15 protein-coding genes are annotated in these 18,592 nt (G+C 68.3%); 10 read left to right on the top strand and 5 right to left on the bottom strand.

The genetic code is table 11. The features are described 5' to 3' along the window. Window positions 1-45: 45 nt before the first annotated feature. The 3 genes from GTZ97_RS09155 to rsmA are packed head-to-tail and all read left to right on the top strand — an operon-like array spanning window position 46 to window position 4,817. Complete coding sequence (locus GTZ97_RS09155; protein WP_161650274.1) at window positions 46-2,580, top strand: LPS-assembly protein LptD; 2,535 nt, start codon at window positions 46-48, stop codon at window positions 2,578-2,580. After that, complete coding sequence (locus GTZ97_RS09160) at window positions 2,573-3,997, top strand: peptidylprolyl isomerase (RefSeq protein ID WP_161650275.1); 1,425 nt, start codon at window positions 2,573-2,575, stop codon at window positions 3,995-3,997. Before GTZ97_RS09155 ends, GTZ97_RS09160 begins: the two co-directional genes overlap by 8 nt. Then, on the top strand, window positions 3,987-4,817 hold the full coding sequence (gene rsmA / locus GTZ97_RS09165; protein WP_161650276.1) for a 16S rRNA (adenine(1518)-N(6)/adenine(1519)-N(6))-dimethyltransferase RsmA: 831 nt from the start codon (window positions 3,987-3,989) through the stop codon (window positions 4,815-4,817). Before GTZ97_RS09160 ends, rsmA begins: the two co-directional genes overlap by 11 nt. Window positions 4,818-4,858: 41 nt before the next feature. Here rsmA and GTZ97_RS09170 read toward each other — a convergent pair whose 3' ends face one another. Then, a complete protein-coding gene (locus tag GTZ97_RS09170; protein WP_161650277.1) occupies window positions 4,859-5,299 on the bottom strand; it encodes an FxDxF family PEP-CTERM protein in 441 nt (146 codons plus the stop codon). 175 nt (window positions 5,300-5,474) lie between these two features. On the opposite strand from GTZ97_RS09170, the gene GTZ97_RS09175 reads away from it, so the two are divergent. The 7 genes from GTZ97_RS09175 to GTZ97_RS09205 all read left to right on the top strand — a co-directional run bounded on the left by GTZ97_RS09175 (window position 5,475) and on the right by GTZ97_RS09205 (window position 14,113). After that, window positions 5,475-6,728, top strand: coding sequence for a multifunctional CCA addition/repair protein (locus GTZ97_RS09175; RefSeq protein WP_161650278.1), 1,254 nt, complete (start codon window positions 5,475-5,477; stop codon window positions 6,726-6,728). Beyond that, window positions 6,725-7,372, top strand: a complete 648-nt coding sequence (locus tag GTZ97_RS09180; RefSeq protein ID WP_161650279.1) for a response regulator transcription factor — start codon at window positions 6,725-6,727, stop codon at window positions 7,370-7,372. Before GTZ97_RS09175 ends, GTZ97_RS09180 begins: the two co-directional genes overlap by 4 nt. Window position 7,373: 1 nt before the next feature. Beyond that, on the top strand, window positions 7,374-9,179 hold the full coding sequence (locus GTZ97_RS09185) for an ATP-binding protein (RefSeq protein ID WP_161650280.1): 1,806 nt from the start codon (window positions 7,374-7,376) through the stop codon (window positions 9,177-9,179). 164 nt (window positions 9,180-9,343) lie between these two features. Then, window positions 9,344-9,508 carry a hypothetical protein gene (locus GTZ97_RS09190; protein ID WP_161650281.1) on the top strand — a complete coding sequence of 55 codons (165 nt, stop codon included), beginning with the start codon at window positions 9,344-9,346 and terminating at the stop codon, window positions 9,506-9,508. A gap of 142 nt (window positions 9,509-9,650) precedes the next feature. After that, entirely contained in the window at window positions 9,651-11,492 is a 1,842-nt protein-coding gene (locus tag GTZ97_RS09195) for a long-chain-acyl-CoA synthetase (protein WP_201748224.1), read from the top strand. 37 nt (window positions 11,493-11,529) lie between these two features. Next, a complete protein-coding gene (locus GTZ97_RS09200) occupies window positions 11,530-12,852 on the top strand; it encodes an acyl-CoA dehydrogenase family protein (protein ID WP_161650283.1) in 1,323 nt (440 codons plus the stop codon). A 49-nt stretch (window positions 12,853-12,901) separates the two neighbouring features. Beyond that, on the top strand, window positions 12,902-14,113 hold the full coding sequence (locus GTZ97_RS09205) for an acyl-CoA dehydrogenase family protein (protein ID WP_161650284.1): 1,212 nt from the start codon (window positions 12,902-12,904) through the stop codon (window positions 14,111-14,113). Window positions 14,114-14,133: 20 nt separating this feature from the next. Here GTZ97_RS09205 and GTZ97_RS09210 read toward each other — a convergent pair whose 3' ends face one another. From GTZ97_RS09210 to GTZ97_RS09225, 4 genes are all read right to left on the bottom strand, one after another. Next, window positions 14,134-14,964 (bottom strand): hypothetical protein, encoded by an 831-nt coding sequence (locus GTZ97_RS09210; protein WP_161650285.1) that lies wholly within the window; start codon window positions 14,962-14,964, stop codon window positions 14,134-14,136. Between the two features lie 218 nt (window positions 14,965-15,182). Beyond that, window positions 15,183-16,412 carry a cell division protein FtsZ gene (gene ftsZ / locus GTZ97_RS09215; protein ID WP_161650286.1) on the bottom strand — a complete coding sequence of 410 codons (1,230 nt, stop codon included), beginning with the start codon at window positions 16,410-16,412 and terminating at the stop codon, window positions 15,183-15,185. A gap of 50 nt (window positions 16,413-16,462) precedes the next feature. Then, a complete protein-coding gene (gene ftsA, locus GTZ97_RS09220) occupies window positions 16,463-17,692 on the bottom strand; it encodes a cell division protein FtsA (RefSeq protein ID WP_161650287.1) in 1,230 nt (409 codons plus the stop codon). A gap of 12 nt (window positions 17,693-17,704) precedes the next feature. After that, window positions 17,705-18,589 carry a cell division protein FtsQ/DivIB gene (locus GTZ97_RS09225; protein WP_161650288.1) on the bottom strand — a complete coding sequence of 295 codons (885 nt, stop codon included), beginning with the start codon at window positions 18,587-18,589 and terminating at the stop codon, window positions 17,705-17,707. Between the last annotated feature and the right edge of the window lie 3 nt (window positions 18,590-18,592).

The following is an 18,592-nucleotide window of genomic DNA, read 5'->3' on the forward strand; positions in this document are numbered from 1 at the left end:
CGGCCCTGGGACGCCCGTCCGTGCAGCGGGCCCCTGAATTTGTGATTGCGCCGCTTGCTGGCCCGCCACACCTTGACTGCCCCCCGCACCCGACCCGACACAGCCGCACCACCCGGCCGCTGGACCCCGATCGCTCAGGCCGTCGCCCTCGCCGCCCTGGTCTGGCCCATGGTGGAGGGAGTTCACGCCCAGACCGCCGCGCCCCCCCCCGCACCTGGCACAGCGGCGGCGGCACAGGTCCTGAGCTTCCCGCCCACGCTGCCGGGGGTGCGGGATCCCAAGGCTCCCTTGCTGTTCGAGGCCGACGAACTCGGCGGTGAGGCCGGCATCCGAACCACAGCCAAGGGCCGCGTGCGCCTGCGCCAAAGCGATCTCACCGTCCGCGCCGATGAGCTGGAACACACCCAGGCTGACAACACGGCTCGAGCGCGCGGCAATGTGCGCATCATCCGCCAGGGCAGCATCTTCACCGGCCCGTCGATGAGTCTCAAGCTCGACACGCTGGAAGGCAGCTTCGAGGCGCCCCGCTACTGGCTGTCTCGGACCCAGGCAGGCGGATCGGCCGAGCGCATCACCTTCCAGGGCGAGGACCGGCTGAGTGCGACCAACACGAGCTACACCAGTTGCACACCGGAGAACACCGCCAGTGGCGACATGGGCACGCCAGCGTGGGCGCTGCGCACCGATCGGATTGATCTGGACTTCGCCGCCAATGAGGGGCGTGCAGAGGGCGCCGTGATCGAGTTTCAAGGCATACCGATCCTTGCGGCGCCCTCACTGACCTTTCCCCTCAATGATCAGCGGAAGTCGGGCTGGCTGCCACCCAGTTTCACGTTCGACAGCAAGAGCGGCCTGGAGCTGTCGGCGCCTTACTACTGGAACATCGCTCCCGAGCGCGACGCCACCCTCGCGCCCACGCTGGCCACCCGGCGTGGCCTGGGGCTGGATGCCGAGTACCGCTATCTGGCACCGCAGGACAAGGGCGAGGTGCGTGTGTTCGGCCTGCCCGACGACCGCGTCGCAGGGCGCAACCGCGGTCAGGTGGATCTGCGGCACGAAGGCCAGGCCGGCTCTGCCAGCTCGCTGTCGCCCACCCGTTACACGATCCAATGGCTGCGGGTGTCGGATGACGACTATTGGAAGGACTTCGGCCAGACCATCTCGTCGAAGACGCCGCGGCTGCTGGACAGCCACGTGCGCGTGAACCGCACGCTCAACGAGCGCAACTGGGGCCTGGGCAACAGCCAGACCGAGCTGTACGCCCAGCTGCAGACTTGGCAGACGCTGCGCGACCTGGACACCAGTGCCCCCCCTGAGAGCCGCGTGGGCGAGCCCTACCGCCGCGAGCCCCAACTGGGTGTGCGCAGCCGTGGCACATCCGACAACGGCCTGGTCTGGTCGCTGCAAGGCGAATTCAACCGCTTCGCCCACCCGGACCGCAGCTGGGTGAGCGGCAACCGCGTGCACGCCATCGGACAGGTCGAACGCCGCTTCGACTTCCACGGCGTGTATGTGCAGCCCAAGCTGATGCTGCAAAGCACGTCGTATGACCTGGACCGTGGTGGCCTGAACACCGGCCCGCGCAGCGCCACCCGCACGCTGCCAACCTTCTCACTCGACAGCGGCTTCACGCTGGATCGGCCGGTTCAGCTGTTCGGACGCGATCTGGTGCAGACGCTGGAGCCGCGCCTGCTGTACGTGCGCACACCCTACAAGGACCAGTCGAACCTGCCGATGTTCGACACGGCGCCGCGCGACTTCAACCAGTACGCGATCTACAGCGAAAACGGCTTCACCGGCGTGGACCGCATCTCGGATGCCAACCAGGTGACGCTGGGCGTGACCTCGCGCCTGCTGGATGACCGCACCGGCGCCGAGGCGTTGCGCGTGGGCATTGTGCAGAAGCTGCTGCTGTCGGATCAGCGCATCAACCCCAACGGCAGTGGCCCCATCACCAGTCGATTCTCCGACCTGATGCTGCTGGGCTCGACCACGGTCATCCCGCACTGGTATCTGGACAGCACGCTGCAGTACAACACCGAAGAGGGCCGCTCTGAGCAGGGCACGCTCGGCGTGCGCTACACGCCGGGTGACTGGCGCACGGTCAGCACCGTCTACCGCTATACACGGGGCGGCAGCTCGCAGGTGGAACTGGGCTGGCAGTGGCCGATCGCCGGCCGCCCCCGCACGGCCACCGCCAGTCAGCTGATCGCTCAGTCCCCGCTGGCTGTCGAGGGCAGCGGCATGCGGGCGCCGGGCAGCTGCGGCGGCGCCTGGTACAGCGTGGGCCGGCTGGCCTACAGCACCCGTGAAAGCCGCTTCATCAACGCGCTGATGGGCCTGGAATACGATGCCGGGTGCTGGATCGGGCGGTTTGTGGCGGAACGCGTGGCCATCGGCCAGAACGAAGCCACCGTGCGGCTGATGTTCCAGCTGGAACTGGTGGGCCTGTCTCGTCTGAGCCTGGGCGCCAACCCGCTGCGCACCTTGAAGGACAATATCCCTGGCTACCGCCTGCTGCGCGAAGAAGGCGAAGTGGTGCCCACCGGCCCCTCGCCCCTGTATGACCCTGATGACTGACCTGCCCAACCGCATGAACGCCTTGCCCACGACACGGCCCCTCCGCCTTCGCCGACTCACCCAGGCGATGTGCCTGGGTCTGGCGCTGGCACAGTGCGCGCCCTTGCTGGCCCAGACTCGTCGCAACGACGCGTTGTCCGTCTCGCCGCGGATTCCGGGTGCACGCAACCTCAGCACCGAACTCAAGATCGAGGGCGTGCGCACCACGTCGGACTACATCGTCGCCGTGGTCAATCAGGAGGTGATCACGCACACCGACGTCGACAAACGCGTCGCCCGCATTGAAGAAGCCGCACAGGACCGGAGCCGGCTGCCCGACCCGGCCGAGCTGCGCCGGCAGGTGCTGGAGGCCCTGATCGACGAGAAGGCGCAGATCTCGCACGCCCGCACCATCGGCCTGAGCATCCCCGACAGCGAGGTGGATCTGGCCATTGAGAACATCGCCGCCCAGAACCAGCTGACGCTCACCGACCTGCGCCAGCGCATGCAGGCCGACGGGCTGGACTTTGACCGCTACCGCAGCAGCCTGCGCGAGCAGATTCTGCTGCAGCGCCTGCGGGAGCGCGAGGTCATGCCGCGCATCCAGATCAGCGAAGCCGATGTGGACACCTTCCTTCGCGAGGATCCTGCCGCCCAGGCCGAAAGCAACCTCAACCTGGCCCACATCCTGGTGCGCGTGCCCGACAACAGCAGCGAAGCCCAGGTGCGTCAACTGCAACAGCGCGCAGAACAGATCCGTGACCGTGCGGCCCAGGGGGTCAACTTCACGCAACTCGTGCGCGAGTACTCGGACGACCGCGACACCCATGACAGCGGCGGCGCATTCGGTCTGCGGCCAACCAGCCGCCTGCCCGAACTGTTCGTGTCGGCCGTGCGCGGCCTGCGCGTCGGCGATGTCTCGCAGGTCGTGCGCTCGAACGCTGGCTTTCACGTGATCAAGCTGGTCGAACGCGAGAACGTCGCCCAGGCCAGCTACACCCAGCAGCGTGCCCGCCACATCCTGCTGCGCCCCACGCCGCAGACCAGCAACCGCGTGCTGGTGGCCAAGATGCAGGACATCCGCAAGAAGATCCTGGAAGGCCAGGCCAGCTTCGCGCAGATGGCGCGCCAGCATTCAGAAGACGGCAGCGGCCCGCGCGGCGGTGACCTGGGCTGGGCCTCGCCTGGGCAGTACGTGCCCGAGTTCGAGAAGGCGCTGATCACGCTGCAGCCCGGCGAGATTTCTCAGCCGGTGGTCACCCGCTTTGGCGTGCACCTGATCCAGCTGATCGAGCGCCGCGAGGTGCAGCTCAGTGATGCCCAGCGCCGTGAGGCCGCCCGTGCAGTGCTGCGCGAGCGTGGTTTCGAGGCGGCTTACGAGGAGTGGGCGCGCGAGTTGCGCCAGGCCGCGTGGGTGGAAGTGCGCGATGAGCCGTGACGCGCCAAGGGGCGGCCGGCCACGCGCTGTGGCCGGTGGCGGCGGCCACATCGCCCGCAAGCGCTTCGGGCAGCACTTCCTGAGCGACCCCGGCATCATTGATGCCATCGTGCGAGCCATTGCCCCGCGCCCGGGTGAAGCCCTGGTCGAGATCGGCCCCGGGCTCGGCGCACTTACCAACCCGGTGGTCGCACTCAGCAACCGGCTCACGGTGATCGAGCTCGACCGGGACCTGGCCGCGCGCTTGCGCAAGCGCGCCGAGCTGGACGTGGTCGAATCGGACGTGCTGAAGGTCGACTTTGGCGCGCTGGCGACCCGCCTGGGTCAGCGGCTGCGCGTGATCGGCAACCTGCCCTACAACATCTCCAGCCCCATCCTGTTTCACCTGCTGCCGTGGGCCGACCAGGTGACTGACCAGCACTTCATGCTGCAGAAGGAAGTGGTCGACCGCATGGTCGCCAGTCCGTCGACGGGTGACTACGGTCGCCTCAGCGTGATGCTGCAATGGCGTTACGACATGGAGAATGTGGTCGATGTGCCACCCGAGGCCTTCGATCCGCCGCCGCGCGTGGACTCGGCCGTGGTGCGCATGGTGCCCTGGCGCACGCCCGCTGCGCTCAACCCGGCCGTGCTGGAGGCCCTGGTGGCTTCGGCCTTCTCGCAGCGGCGCAAACTGCTGCGCCACACGCTGGGCGTGTGGTTGAGCCAGCGCGGACTGGAGACCCACTTCGATCTGCAGCGCCGCGCCGAAGAGGTGCCGGTGGACGAATATGTGGCGCTGGCGGCCTTGGCAAGCCAGCAGAGCGCCAGCGGCGGCTGATCAGTCGCCTGTATTCAGCCGCCCGCATCAACCCCGGAGGGTCAGCCGCGGCGGCGACGCACCGCCGCCACGCCGCCCACCAGGGCCAGACCAGCCAGGGCCATGCCCACGGTGGCGGGCTCGGGCACCGGGGTCACGGCAAACGCGCCGGTGTACATGCCACCCTTGATCGACGTGCCCTTGATGTCGATCGTCATGGTGCCGGGCGCCACATCAAAGGTGAATTCGGCAAAGTAGCTGTCGCCAGGAATGAGGTCACTGAGCAGCACACCATTGACGGTGACCGACGAGATCTTGAAGCCTGACAGCGGTGTGGCCGCCGCCGATACCGCCCCAGTGAGGGTGCCGAAGAAGTCGATGTCAAAGCTGATCTTCTGGGCGATCGACGAGGCAAAGCTGCCTGCGACCGGATCGGCGGCATGGGCGACACCGGTGCAACTGAGTGCAATGGCGGTGGCAAGGGCGAGGGCATGGTGGCGCATGAGAGGCTCCTGGAAGTGTGGCACTTGGCACAGATCCATGCATGAGCCATGCCAGTCAAACCCGGCGATGTCTGCCCCGCAGCGGTGCAGGCCGCACCACGCCGGGCCCTGAACGGCGCGCTGGCGCCCACAGCCGGTATCGCGCCGCACCAGCGCAAGGCCTACACTGCGCGGCATGCAAATCTATCTGGTGGGCGGCGCCGTGCGAGACCGGCTGCTTGGATGCCCGATTGGTGACCGCGATTGGGTGGTGGTGGGCGCCACCCCCCAGGACATGGCCGAGCGGGGCTTCCGCCCGGTGGGCAAGGATTTCCCCGTCTTTCTGCACCCCGATACCGGCGAGGAGTACGCGCTGGCGCGCACCGAGCGCAAGCAGGGCCGCGGCTACAAGGGCTTTGTCGTACAGGCCTCGCCCGAGGTGTCGCTCGAAGACGACTTGCTGCGCCGCGACCTGACCATCAATGCCATGGCCGAGACCCCGGACGGCACGGTGATCGACCCGTTCAATGGCCAGGCCGACCTGCGCGCGCGCGTGTTGCGCCATGTCTCGCCCGCCTTTGCGGAAGACCCGGTGCGCATCCTTCGCCTGGCGCGCTTTGCCGCGCGCTTTCCGGATTTCCAGGTGGCCGATGACACGCTGGCGCTGATGCGCGCGATGGTGGACGACGGCGAGGTCGACCACCTGGTGGCCGAGCGCGTGTGGCAGGAGTTGGCGCGCGGGCTGATGGCCGAGCGGCCTTCGCGAATGTTCGAGGTTTTGCGGTCCTGTGGCGCGCTGGCTCGCCTGTTGCCAGAACTGGATGCCCTGTGGGGCGTGCCGCAACGGCCTGAATACCACCCCGAGGTCGACACCGGGGTGCACGTGATGATGGTGATCGACATGAGCGCGCAGCTGGGCGCGGCATTGCCCGTGCGCTATGCCTGTCTGGGCCACGACCTGGGCAAGGGCACCACCCCGGCGGATGTGCTGCCTCGCCACCTGGGTCACGAGGGTCGCAGCGTCAAGCTGCTGCAGCGCATCGGCGAGCGCCTGCGCGTGCCCACCGAGTGCCGCGAGCTGGCCGAGGTGGTGGCGCGCGAACACGGCCATGTGCATGCCAGCGCGGGCCTGTCGGCCGCTGCCACCCTGCGCCTGCTGGAGCGCTGCGACGCCATCCGCAAACCCGCCCGCTTCGAGCAGGTGCTGCAGGCCTGCGAGTGCGACGCCAGAGGTCGGCTCGGGCTGCAGGCGCAGCCCTATCCGCAGGCCGAGCGGCTGCGTCAGGCGCTGGCTGCAGCGCTGGCCGTCGACACCGCCCGCGTCTCGGCCGAGGCACTGGCCCAGGGGCTGCAGGGGCCGCGCATTGGCGAGCGCATCCACCAGGCGCGCGTGGCTGCCTTGACGGTGGCCCTGGCCGCGGCCCAGCCGGCCCTGCGTGAGGACGCATGAGCCAGGCGCCCTTGCCCCCGCCGGTGGTGCTGGTGGTCGACGATCACGCGCTTGTGCGCGAGGGCGTGGTCAGCGTGCTGCGGCGTGCGGCGCCGCATGCAACCGTGCACCAGGCCGGCAGCCTGCAGGAGGCCCGGGCCTGCCTGGACACCGGTCTGATGCCCGCCACCGTGGTGCTCGATCTGTCACTGCCCGACAGCCAGGGCCTGGCCACCCTGCAGACGCTGCGTCAGTGGCTGCCCCAGGCTCACGTGGCCATCGTCTCGGCCCACAATGACCTGGATCTGGCCATGGCCTGCCTGCGCGAGGGCGCGAGCGCTTTCGTGCCCAAACAGGGCAGCCTGGCGGCGTTCGAGCACGCGCTGACCGTGATTGCCGCTGGCGGCCTGTACTTTCCGCGTGAGCTGTTTCTGAGCGCGGGCGTCGCAGCCGGTCCGGCCACGCCGCCCCAAGTGACATTGACCCCACGGCAACAGCAGGTGCTCGGCCACCTGCTGACCGGCGCGACCAACCCCATGATCGCCGAGGCACTGGGCATCAGTGCCGAGACGGTCAAGCTCCACGTCAGTGCCATCCTGCAGGCCCACGGCGCCGCCAACCGCATGCAGCTGGTGCTGATGCACGCCCGCAGCGGCAGCCACTGAGATGCAGCTGCTGCGCCTGTCGCTGTCCGGCCTGCCGCCCGACGACCGCGCCATCTACATCGAGCAGCTGCGCGAGCACTGGCGGCTCGATGTGTGGACGGTGCCCGGCCAGCTGCTGGCGCTGCTGGCCCTGAGCCCCGTCATCCTCGGCAGCGGGCTCAAGTGGTGGGCCTGGCTCGGGCCGGTGGCCTTGCTGCTGGCCTCGTGGGCCTGGGCGGTGCGAGCCCCCGCGCGCCTGCGACGCGTCACGCTCGATGAAGCCAGCTACAGCAGATGGCGGCGGCGCACCCTGTTGCGCGAGCTGGCCCAAAGCCTGGGCTGGGCGCTACTGGCTGCGGCCCTGTGGGGCGCGCTGGATGAGCAGTGGCATCTGCTGATCCTCACCGGCTTGCTGGTGTTCACTTACACGGCCATGTTCTTCAGCACGCACGACACTGGCGTGGCCGCCGTGGCCAGCGTACCCATTCTGCTGACCATGCAGGCGCGCCTGTGGTGGAGTGATGGCGCGGGCCACGGCACGATTGCACTGATCCTGGCCGCCTCGATGCTGACCTGTCTGTTCGTGGGCCGGCTGGTCGAGCAGCGGCTGTTCGAGGGCGAGCGGCTGCGTCGGCGCAACCAGGCCCTGGTGCGTTCGCTGGAGCACGAAATGGCCCAGCTCAGCCAGGCGCGCGACGCAGCCCAGCAAGCCAACCAGCACAAGAGCGCCTTTCTGGCTGCGGCCAGCCATGACCTGCGACAGCCGCTGCACAGCCTGACGCTGCTGTCTGGCGTGATGGCGCGCACGGCCGACGCACCCACCCTGCAGGCCACCGCGCAGCGCATGCAGTCGGCCATCGATGGCCTGCGTTTCGTCTTCGACCAACTGTTCGACATCGCCCGGCTGGACGCCGGCAAGCAGCCACCGCGCCCGCAAGCCCTGTCGGTGGACGCCGTGCTGTCGGCATTGAGTGACGAAATGGCGCCTCTGTGCGAGGCCAAGGGCTTGCGCTGGCAATGCCTGCCCGCCGCCGGCATGGGGTGCATGGCCGACCCGGTCTACCTGCAGCGCAGCCTGCGCAACCTGCTGGACAACGCGCTGCGCTACACCGCCCAGGGCGGCGTCCTGCTGCGCGCCCGGCGCCGTGGGCCGCATGTCGTGCTCCAGGTATGGGACACCGGGCCCGGGATCGCGCGCGACTGGCGGGCCCGCATCTTCGACGACCACGTCCAGGGGCACAACGCGCAGCGGCTGCGCAGCGAAGGGCTGGGCCTGGGCCTGGCAGTGGTGCGCCGTATGGCCGAGGCGGGCGGCTACCGCATCGACGTGCGTTCTCGCCCCGGCCGGGGCAGTTGCTTCGCGCTGTGGCTGCCGGCGTGTCCGCCCCCCAAGCCGGCCCCTGGGCCCGCGTGGGGCTCGCTGACTGACTCAGCGGGCGGGCCGACACCGGATGCACCGCCCATCGTGGTGATTGTCGAAGACGACCCCGACGTTCGCGACGCACTCGCCCGGCTGTTGCCCCTGGCTGGCTGGGCCGTGGCGGCCGGCGCCACGTGCGAAGAGGCGGTCGAGGCCGTGGCCGCGCTGGGTCGCATGCCGCACGTGGCGCTGTGCGACCACCGCCTGGCAGGGCCGGACGATGGGCTGGCGGTCATCGCGCGTTTGCGGCACGAGTTCGGCCGCGCCTTGCCCGCGGGCCTGCTGACCGGCGACCTGGACGCGGGCCTGCCCGCCCGCTGTGCGGCCGAGGAGGTGGTGCTGGCTCGCAAGCCCCTGCGGGACGACGCACTGCTGAGCTTGCTGCGCACGCTCATCACACCGCGCTGACCTCCCCAGGTGTACTAGTGGCGCCTCCCCGGCGGGGGAATGGTCAGTCCCGCGACACGGTGGCACGATGAAAGGCCTCTCTGTGTCCCCGCCCCATGCCCCTGCCCCCGCCTCGCCCCTCCCGCTCTCTGCCTCCGGCTCGTGCATGGCTGGCGTGGGTGACGATGGCATGCGTCGCTGCCGTGCTGCTGGGGCTGGCCAGTTGGCTGGGTGCCGGCCGACCGGACACGTGGTGGCAGCGTGCCGGCCCGGAGGCGGGGCTCGGCCTGCTGGCGATCGGGTTGGTGGCCACCGCACGCTTGCTGCGCATGCAGCGCCGCTCCCGCTGAGCGCCGACCCTGGCAAACTGTCGCGGGCTCGCCCCCTCGTTATCAGTGTTTCCCCGGGGATGGCGCCGCCGATCCTCCTCGCGCAGCATGGGTGTCCCGATCATCGCGGACTGCCGTTCCACCCATGCCGTCGACCCCACCCGTGAACACCACCACCCTCGCTCCCGACCGTGCTGCCACGCCCGCCACCATCGGCCTGGGCCGCTGGCTATCAGCCGCACTGCGCACCGCCCCCGACCTGCCCATCCTGGTGCCAGGCATCCTGAAGCTGGCGCTCACCAGACCTCACCACACAGGCTCGATCGGCCTGACCTTCGAGCGCCGCACCGCCCGTCAGCCTCAAGCAGCCGCCCTGCGCTTCGAAGACCGCAGCTGGACGTACGCCGAACTCAACGCCTGGGCCAACCGGGTCGCTCACCGCCTGAAAGAAGCGGGCGTGAAGCCCGGCGATGCCGTCGGGCTGCTGATGGAGAACCGCGCCGAACTGCTCGCCTACACGCTGGGCATCGTCAAGCTCGGCGCCATCACCACACTGCTCAACCACAACCTGCGGGGCGAGTCACTGGCGCACAGCCTGCGCATCACCGGTCCGCGCATCGTGATCGCTGGTGTGGAATGCGAGGCTGCCGTCCGTTCACTGGACGAGGGCCACTCGCCCGGTTACACGCCGACCTGGTGGTGGGACGGCGATGGCCCGGTGCCGGAGGGCGGACTGGACATGCGGGCCTTGCTGCATGGCGCGCCCGAAGCCAATCTGCCCGAAACCGGCCAGATCCTGCTCAAGCAGCCGTGTTTTCACATCTTCACATCGGGTACGACGGGCATGCCCAAGGCCTCGGTGATGTCCCACTACCGCTGGCACCGCTGCATGTATGGCCTGGGCGTGCTCGGCCTGCGCCTGAGGGCCGACGACGTGCTGTATTGCGCCCTGCCCCTGTACCACAACAACGCGCTGACGGTGTCGTGGGGCGCCGCCGTGGGCTCGGGTGCCTGCCTGGCCCTGGCCCGAAAGTTCAGCGCGTCCGGCTTCTGGACCGACGTCCGACGCCATCGCGCCACGGCTTTCACCTACATCGGCGAGCTGTGCCGTTACCTGCTCAACCAGCCGCCCAAACCCGATGATGCCCAGCATGGCGTGCGCGCCATCATCGGCAACGGCCTGCGACCCGACATCTGGGAGGCGTTCCAGCAGCGCTTCGCCATCCAGCACATTGCCGAGTTCTACGCGGCCAGCGAGTGCAACCTGGCCTTTGTCAATGCGCTGAACATGAGCGGCAGTGCCGGCATGTGCCCGCTGTCGTTCGCCATCGTGGGCTTCGATGTGGGCACCGAGCAGCCCATGCGCGACCCGGGTGACGGCCTGATGCGCAAAGTTGACAAGGGCGGCGTCGGGCTGCTGATCACCGAGATCACCGACCGCGCCCCGCTGGATGGCTACACGGATGCCAAGGCCACGGAAGCCAAGGTCTTCCGCAACGTGTTCAAGGCCGGAGACGCCTGGTTCAACACCGGTGATCTGGTGCGCGACCAGGGCTTTGGCCACATCCAGTTCATCGACCGCGTGGGCGACACCTTCCGCTGGAAGGGCGAGAACGTGGCCACCACCGAGGTCGAGGCTGCGCTGTGCCAGCAGGCGGGCATCCAGGAGGCCGTGGTCTACGGCGTGCAGGTCCCTGGTGCCGACGGCCGCGCGGGCATGGCTGCCATCCAACTCGCCGAAGGGGTGAACACCATCGACGGGCCCGCACTGATGACCGGCTTGCGCGAGGCCCTACCCCGCTACGCCATCCCGCTGTTCCTGCGCCTGCGCGATGCGCACGAGGTCACGGCCACATTCAAGCACCGCAAGGTCGAGCTCAAGCGCGAGGGCTTTGACCCCGCTCAGGTGAGTGAGGCCCTGTGGGTGCTGACGCCTGAAGGCTACACCCCCTTGACGCCCAGCCATCTGCAGGCCATCCGGGCCGGTCAGTTCCGTTTCGAATGAGGCGCGCCGCGCCATACCCCCACACGAGGAGACATCCATGAGCAACATCGTCCGCATGGGCTTGCGCACCCTGCGCAAGGTCGCCGCATCGCCACAGCTGGACAAGGCTGGGCTGCGCAGCCCCACCGAGCGCCTGATCTACGAAGGCACCAAGCTGGGCTTCAAGTCCATCGCCACTGCCAGTCGCGGCTTCAAGCTGGTGCAGAGCATGGGCAGCGCACAGCGTCCGCAGCGCAAGGCCGCCACCGATTTGTTCGACCTGCGCCCCGATGACGAGCAGACCATGATGATGGAGGCCATGCGCGTGTTCGCTGACGAACAGCTGCGCCCGGCCGCGCAACAGGCGGATGCCGACAGCGCGATGCCCGCTGCCCTGGCCCAGGCCTTTGCCGAGCTGGGTGTGGCCTCATTGGCGGTGCCCGATGAGCTGGGCGGCTCGGGCTCGTCGTACGCGGTGATGACGCAGGTGCTGATCGCCGAGCAACTGGCCCATGGCGACCTGGCCATGGCCTGGGCCTGCCTGGCACCAGCGGCCGTGAGCCTGAGCCTGCTGCGCTGGGGCAGCGCCCAGCAGCAGGCCACCTACCTGGGCGCCTTCGCAGGCGAACAGCCTCCACCGGCCGCCCTGGCCATCGTCGAGCCCACACCGCTGTTTGATCCGTTTGCGCTGCGCACCGTGGCCCGTCCCGCGCCGGGTGGTGGCTACGTGCTGCAGGGGGAGAAGAGCCTGGTGCCCGGGGTGGACCGTGCCGAGCTGTTCATCGTGGCTGCCGATCTGGAAGGCCAGGGCCCACGCCTGTTCGTGGTCGAGGCCGGCACCGCCGGCCTGAGCAGCGCGGCCGAGCCGGCCATGGGCCTGCGGGCCGCCGCCACCGGCCGTCTCAAGCTCAATGACGTGGCCGTGCCGGCCCATGCCCTGCTGGGCGCCGACCAGCCGAGCGCTTACCGCGAATGCATCCAGCTCGCTCGCCTGGGCTGGTGCGCGCTGAGCATCGGCTGCGCCCAGGCCGTGCTCGACTACCTCATCCCGTATGTGAACGAACGCGTGGCCTTTGGCGAGCCCATCAGCCACCGTCAGTCGGTGGCGTTCGCGGTGTCCAACGTCGCCATTGAGCTTCAGGGCATGCGCCTGCTGACCTGGCGCGCGGCCGAGCTGGCCGACACCTTGGGCGCCGACGACCCGGCCGTGGCCGAGGCCATCACCCTGGCACGCCGCCAGTGCATCGACAAAGGCATGGCCATTGGCAGCGATGGCGTGCAGCTGCTGGGCGGCCACGGCTTCGTGAAGGAACACCCGGCCGAGCGCTGGTACCGCGACCTGCGTGCCTTGGCCGTGATGGAGGGCGGGATGCTGCTGTGAGCCCCAGCCATACCTCCCCCGCTCATCCACCCATTCAGGACACCCGATCATGATCCACCTCGACACCCCCAAGCGCTTTGCGCCGCTGGTCAACCAGGCCCGTGAAGTGGCCCGCCAGGTGCTGCGCCCCATCTCCCGCCAGTACGACCGCGCCGAACATGAGCGGCCGGTTGAACTCGACATGCTGGCCGCCGCCATCAATGGCATGAACGATGCCATGGGCGAAATGGGCGCCGGCGCCACCGGCGTGCGCCGCACCGCACCGCGCAACCCCGACGAGAACACCAACGGCAGCAACCTGTCGACCTGCCTGAGCATCATGGAGCTGTGCTGGGGCGACGTCGGCCTGCTGCTGGCCATGCCTGGCCAGGGCCTGGGCAACGCAGCGATCGCCTCGGTGGCCAACGAAGAACAGCTGGCGCGCTTCAAGGGCCGCTGGGCGGCCATGGCCATCACCGAGCCGGGCTGCGGTTCCGACTCGGCCGCCATCCGCACCACCGCCCGCCTGGACGGCGACCACTACGTGCTCAATGGCGAGAAGATCTACGTGACCTCGGGCGACCGGGCCGATCTGGTCGTGGTCTGGGCCACGCTGGACAAGAGCCTGGGCCGTGCCGCCATCAAGTCCTTCGTGGTCGAGAAAGGCACGCCCGGCTTCGAGCTGGCCCGTCTGGAGCACAAGCTGGGCATCCGCGCCAGCGACACGGCGGCCTTCATCCTGAAAGACTGCCGCGTGCCCAAGGCCAACCTGCTGGGCGACCCCGAGATCCAGGCCGAAAAGAGCTTTGCCGGGGTCATGCAGACCTTCGACAACACCCGCCCGCTGGTGGCCGCCATGGCCGTGGGGCTGGCCAAAGCCTGCCTGGACGAGATCACGCCGCTGATGGCCGAGGCGGGCCTGACACTGGACGCCGACCGCCCCCTGCACCGCCAGCCCCACGCGGAGGCCGAGCTGGTGCGCCTGCGCGCCGACTACGAGGCCGCACGCCTGCTGACCCTGCAGGCCGCCTGGATGGCCGACAACGGCCGCCCCAATTCGCTGGAGGCCTCGATGGCCAAGGCCAAGGCTGGCCGCACCTGTGTGGACATCGCGCTCAAATGCGTGGAGCTGGCGGGCGCCGTGGGCTACAGCGAGGTGTCGCTGCTGGAGAAATGGGCCCGCGATGCCAAGATCCTCGACATCTTCGAAGGCACGCAGCAGATCCAGTTGCTGATCATCGCGCGGCGGTTGCTGGGCAAGTCGTCGGCAGAACTGAAGTAACGCCGTCAACGCGCGTCGGCTCACCGTCGACGCGCGATCTCCTGCACATCAGCTTGCCAGCGTGACAGCCGGCTGGCCGCGCGTTCACGCTGCGCGGGTGTGGTCTGAGCCTGGAAGCGCGACGCAAACCCGCAGCCGGCCTGCACCCACCGGCTCATCTGCGCCTTGCGCGTGGGCTCCTGCGGGTCGATGCCATCCAGCACCAGCGCCTGCAGGCGATGGCTCACCTCGGCGGTCGTCAGCCCGCGCGCTCGCGTCTCTGACAGCAAGGCGACATACCCCACCTGAAAACGTTCGAACTCGGACAGAACCGTGCGCGCGCTGAACGGCAAGGTCTGCACGTCCTGCGCAAGGCGCTCGCGCTGAGCGGCGGTGAAGTCCCCATAGATCCACGAGCCCCATTTCTCCATGAAGGCCACTGCCAGACGGGCCTGCTCATCGGGCGCCTCGGCCACGTAGCTTTCACGGAACTCGTCGTTGATCTCGGCGAAGAAGACTTGCACCCGCCGCTGCTGAGTTGGCCCGAGGTGCACCATCACGGAAGCGGCCAGCGGCGCGGCCCAGGCCACGCCTTGCCTGGCCAGCACGAGATAGGCGTCGCGGCGCTCGCAGGCCAGTGCAGGGCTGACTTCACCCCGCACATCGACGGCCGCTTGGGCCAGCAGTTCGGCCACTCGGGGCATCTGCTCACGTCGATGCTGGGCAAACCACCGTCCGATGGCCGTCTTGGCCATGTCGTACTGGGAAGCAGTGAAATGGTGGGCCACGTTGGTCCGCCACTGCAGGTAGCGGGGTGCCTGCTCGTAAAGCGTCTGCAACAGACTGCAGGCAGAAAACAGCAGCGCCGTCATGACGATGACGACTCGCTGAAGCAAATGAGTTGACGCGCGCTTGGCGCCGCCCGATGCGCATGGCCGATTCATGGTCGGACCCTAGCGCAGTCCAGCCACCATGTCATCCGGGATGTATCTGTCAACCAGCCGGGAGGTCGGTTCGATAAGGCAAAAGCCCCCCACCCACGCAGGGCGGGGGGATCAAACAGGCAACGAAAAAAGAACGAGGCAGGCGATCAGTCGGCTTGCTTGCGCAGGAAGGCCGGGATCTCGATCTCGTCCATGCCATTGCTGGCCAGGGCGTCGACCTTGGCTGCAGCCTGTGTGCGGCCCGAGCGCCAGACGCTCGGGGTGTTCAGGCCGCTGAAGTCGTTGCCGCCCATGGCGCGACCCATGCCCATCGGGGCAGCATGGCCCACCGGCTCGTTCAGCACGGGGATGTTGTCGGTGCCGGTGCGGGCAAAGACCTGCGGGGCGCTGTGCACCACGGTCATCGGTGCCTGCTGGCGACGGGCACCGCTCAGGCCGGTGGCGATCACCGTCACACGCAGCGCGTCGCCCAGGCTTTCGTCGTAGGCGGTGCCGTAGATCACGTGGGCGTCTTCGGCGGCATAGCGACGGATGGTGTTCATCGCGTTGCGCGATTCACTCAGCTTGAAGTTGGCCTTGCCGGCCGCGATCAGCACCAGCACGCCACGCGCACCCGACAGATCAATGCCCTCCAGCAGCGGACAGGCCACGGCGGCCTCGGCGGCCTTGGTGGCACGGTCCGGGCCGGTGGCGGTGGCCGTGCCCATCATGGCCTTGCCCGGCTCGCTCATCACGGTCTTGACGTCTTCGAAGTCGACGTTCACCAGGCCGGGGATGTGGATGATGTCCGAGATGCCGCCCACGGCGTTCTTCAGCACGTCGTTGGCCTTGGCAAAGGCCTCTTCCTGGGTGATGTCATCGCCCAGCACTTCGAGCAGCTTCTCGTTGAGCACGACGATCAGCGAGTCGACATTGGCCTCCAGCTCGGCCAAGCCCTGATCAGCCTGCTTGAGGCGACGGTTGCCTTCGAACTCGAAGGGCTTGGTCACGACGCCCACTGTCAGGATGCCCATCTCCTTGGCCACGCGCGCGATCACCGGTGCTGCACCCGTGCCGGTGCCGCCACCCATGCCGGCGGTGATGAACACCATGTGCGCGCCATCCAGCGAGTTGCGGATTTCGTCAATGGCCTCTTCGGCTGCCGCACGGCCGGCCTCAGGCTTGGCCCCGGCGCCCAGGCCGGAGTTACCCAGCTGCAGGTGCATTTCGGCGCTCGAGCGGTTCAGCGCCTGCGAGTCGGTGTTCGCGCAGATGAACTGCACGCCCTGCACCCCCTGCTGAATCATGTGCTCGACCGCGTTGCCGCCGCCGCCACCGACGCCGATCACCTTGATCTGCGTGCCCATGTCGAAGTTTTCGATCATCTCGATTGCCATGTCGTGCCTCTCTTTTCTCAAGCAGTTGCCAGTCAAAAACGTGTGTGGTCTCAGAAATTGCCAACGAACCAGTCGCGTACGCGTCCAAACAGGGTCTGCACCGACCCGGCCTGTTGCGCCGCCTTGATCCCGCGCGTGCGCGCGAGTCTTGCCTCTTCGAGCAAGCCCATGACGGTGGCCGAGCGCGGGCTGGCCACCATGTCGTACAGCGGGCCCGAGTACAAGGGCGTCCCCTTGCGCACGGGCTTGAGGAAGATGTCTTCGGCCAGCTCCACCATGCCAGGCATGACGGCCGAACCACCCGTCAGGACGATGCCCGACGACAGCAACTCCTCGTAACCGGACTCGCGGATCACCTGGTGAACCAGCGAGAAGATTTCTTCCACGCGCGGCTCGATCACGCCGGCCAGCGCCTGTCGTGAGAGCATGCGCGGTGCGCGGTCGCCCAGTCCGGGCACCTCGACGTGTTCGTTCGGATCGGCCAGCAGCTGCTTGGCCACGCCGTGGTCGACCTTGATGTCTTCGGCGTCCTTGGTGGGCGTGCGCAGCGCCATCGCAATGTCGCTGGTGATCAGGTCCCCAGCGATCGGGATGACCGCCGTGTGGCGCACCGAGCCGTCGGTGAAGATGGACACGTCGGTCGTGCCGGCGCCAATGTCGACCAGGGCCACGCCGAGCGACTTCTCGTCGTCGGTCAGCACGGCGGCGCTGGAAGCGCTGGGGTTGAGAATGAGCTGCTCGACCTCGAGACCGCAGCGGCGGACGCACTTGACGATGTTCTCGGCGGCGCTTTGCGCACCGGTCACGATGTGGACCTTGACCTCCAGGCGGCCGCCACTCATGCCGATGGGCTCTTTGACTTCATGACCGTCAATGATGAACTCCTGCGGCTCAACCAGCAAGAGGCGTTGGTCATTGGGGATGTTGATGGCCTTGGCGGTTTCCACCACACGCTGCACGTCGATGGGCGAGACCTCCTTGTCTCGCACGATGACCATGCCCGTGCTGTTCTGGCCACGGATGTGGCTGCCGGTGATGCCGGTCCACACGCGGCTGATCTTGCAGTCGGCCATGAGCTCGGCTTCTTTCAGCGCCTGCTGGATGGACTGCACGGTGGCATCGATGTTGACCACCACGCCTCGCTTGAGGCCGTGACTGGGCGCCACGCCGAGACCGGCGAGACGCAGGTCACCACCGGGCAAGACCTCGGCCACGACCGCCATCACTTTGGCGGTGCCGATGTCCAGCCCGACGACCAGATCCTTGTATTCCTTGGCCATGGTGTGTGAGGGTTAACGGGTTGAAGGAGCAGAAGGTTGAACAGAGGGCGCAGGACGCCAGGGCCGGCGGGGCTGTCCAGGCGTGGGCTCAGGCATGGTGTGCAGCCCCTGCAGCTTGATGGCGTAGCCTTCCGGATAGCGCAGATCGGCGTACAGCAGCGGGGCGGCGTACGTCCGCGCCAGCATGGGGTAGCTGCGTACGAAGCGCTCGGTTCGTGCCACGACGTCGTCAGCGGCGCCACGGCCCAGCTCCAGACGAGCCTCGTTGTCCAGCCAGGCCGTCCAGCCGCCGCGGTCATTCAGGCGCAGCGTGCGTACCTCGCCCAGCGGCGCCAACACAGGCACGAGACGGCGCAGCATGTCCAGCATCCAGGCCGCCTGGGCCGATCCTGCCTGGGGGCCACCGGCCTGCGATGGCGCATGCAACGTCGGCAAGCCTTCGTCTTCCACATCGCCCAGGTTGGCTTCGAACACCTCACCAAAGGAGTTCACCAGCTCATCGTCGCGTGCATCGTGGTGCCAATAGGCCACGGGCTTGTGCTCTTCCAGGCGCACACGCAGGGTGTCGGGCCATACCCGCCGGACCACCGCCTTGCGCACCCAGGGCAGCGCCTCGAAGGCCGCGCGCGCATCGGCCAAGTTCACACTGAAGTAGCCGCCCTGCAGCCGCGGCACCGCGTTGGCGCGCACCGTCATCAGGTTGTGGCGCTGAAAATCGCCCTCGATCTCGATGTGACGCAGATCGAAGTAAGGCAGGCGCGCCATCGACACGGCGCCCCAGGTCAGCACCATGGCTGCCGCCACCAGCGCGAGCGCGACCGTGGCCAGGTTCATCCAGCGGATGTCCTGGGGCACGTCGTGCGCGACGGGTGCGTGGAGGGCGGCAGCGGCCAGCATGGC

Origin of the sequence: Aquabacterium fontiphilum (genome assembly GCF_009909205.1) — a bacterium.
In the GTDB taxonomy this organism is placed as follows: Bacteria; Pseudomonadota; Gammaproteobacteria; order Burkholderiales; family Burkholderiaceae_C; genus Aquabacterium; species Aquabacterium fontiphilum.

Coding starts and splice junctions, on each gene's coding strand:
- GTZ97_RS09160 (WP_161650275.1), top strand. CDS start 2,573: ATGACTGACCTGCCCAACCGCATGAACGCCTTGCCCACGACACGGCCC.
- rsmA (WP_161650276.1), top strand. CDS start 3,987: ATGAGCCGTGACGCGCCAAGGGGCGGCCGGCCACGCGCTGTGGCCGGT.
- GTZ97_RS09170 (WP_161650277.1), bottom strand. CDS start 5,299: ATGCGCCACCATGCCCTCGCCCTTGCCACCGCCATTGCACTCAGTTGC.
- GTZ97_RS09175 (WP_161650278.1), top strand. CDS start 5,475: ATGCAAATCTATCTGGTGGGCGGCGCCGTGCGAGACCGGCTGCTTGGA.
- GTZ97_RS09180 (WP_161650279.1), top strand. CDS start 6,725: ATGAGCCAGGCGCCCTTGCCCCCGCCGGTGGTGCTGGTGGTCGACGAT.
- GTZ97_RS09185 (WP_161650280.1), top strand. CDS start 7,374: ATGCAGCTGCTGCGCCTGTCGCTGTCCGGCCTGCCGCCCGACGACCGC.
- GTZ97_RS09190 (WP_161650281.1), top strand. CDS start 9,344: ATGGCATGCGTCGCTGCCGTGCTGCTGGGGCTGGCCAGTTGGCTGGGT.
- GTZ97_RS09200 (WP_161650283.1), top strand. CDS start 11,530: ATGAGCAACATCGTCCGCATGGGCTTGCGCACCCTGCGCAAGGTCGCC.
- GTZ97_RS09205 (WP_161650284.1), top strand. CDS start 12,902: ATGATCCACCTCGACACCCCCAAGCGCTTTGCGCCGCTGGTCAACCAG.
- GTZ97_RS09210 (WP_161650285.1), bottom strand. CDS start 14,964: ATGACGGCGCTGCTGTTTTCTGCCTGCAGTCTGTTGCAGACGCTTTAC.
- ftsZ (WP_161650286.1), bottom strand. CDS start 16,412: ATGGCAATCGAGATGATCGAAAACTTCGACATGGGCACGCAGATCAAG.
- ftsA (WP_161650287.1), bottom strand. CDS start 17,692: ATGGCCAAGGAATACAAGGATCTGGTCGTCGGGCTGGACATCGGCACC.
- GTZ97_RS09225 (WP_161650288.1), bottom strand. CDS start 18,589: ATGCTGGCCGCTGCCGCCCTCCACGCACCCGTCGCGCACGACGTGCCC.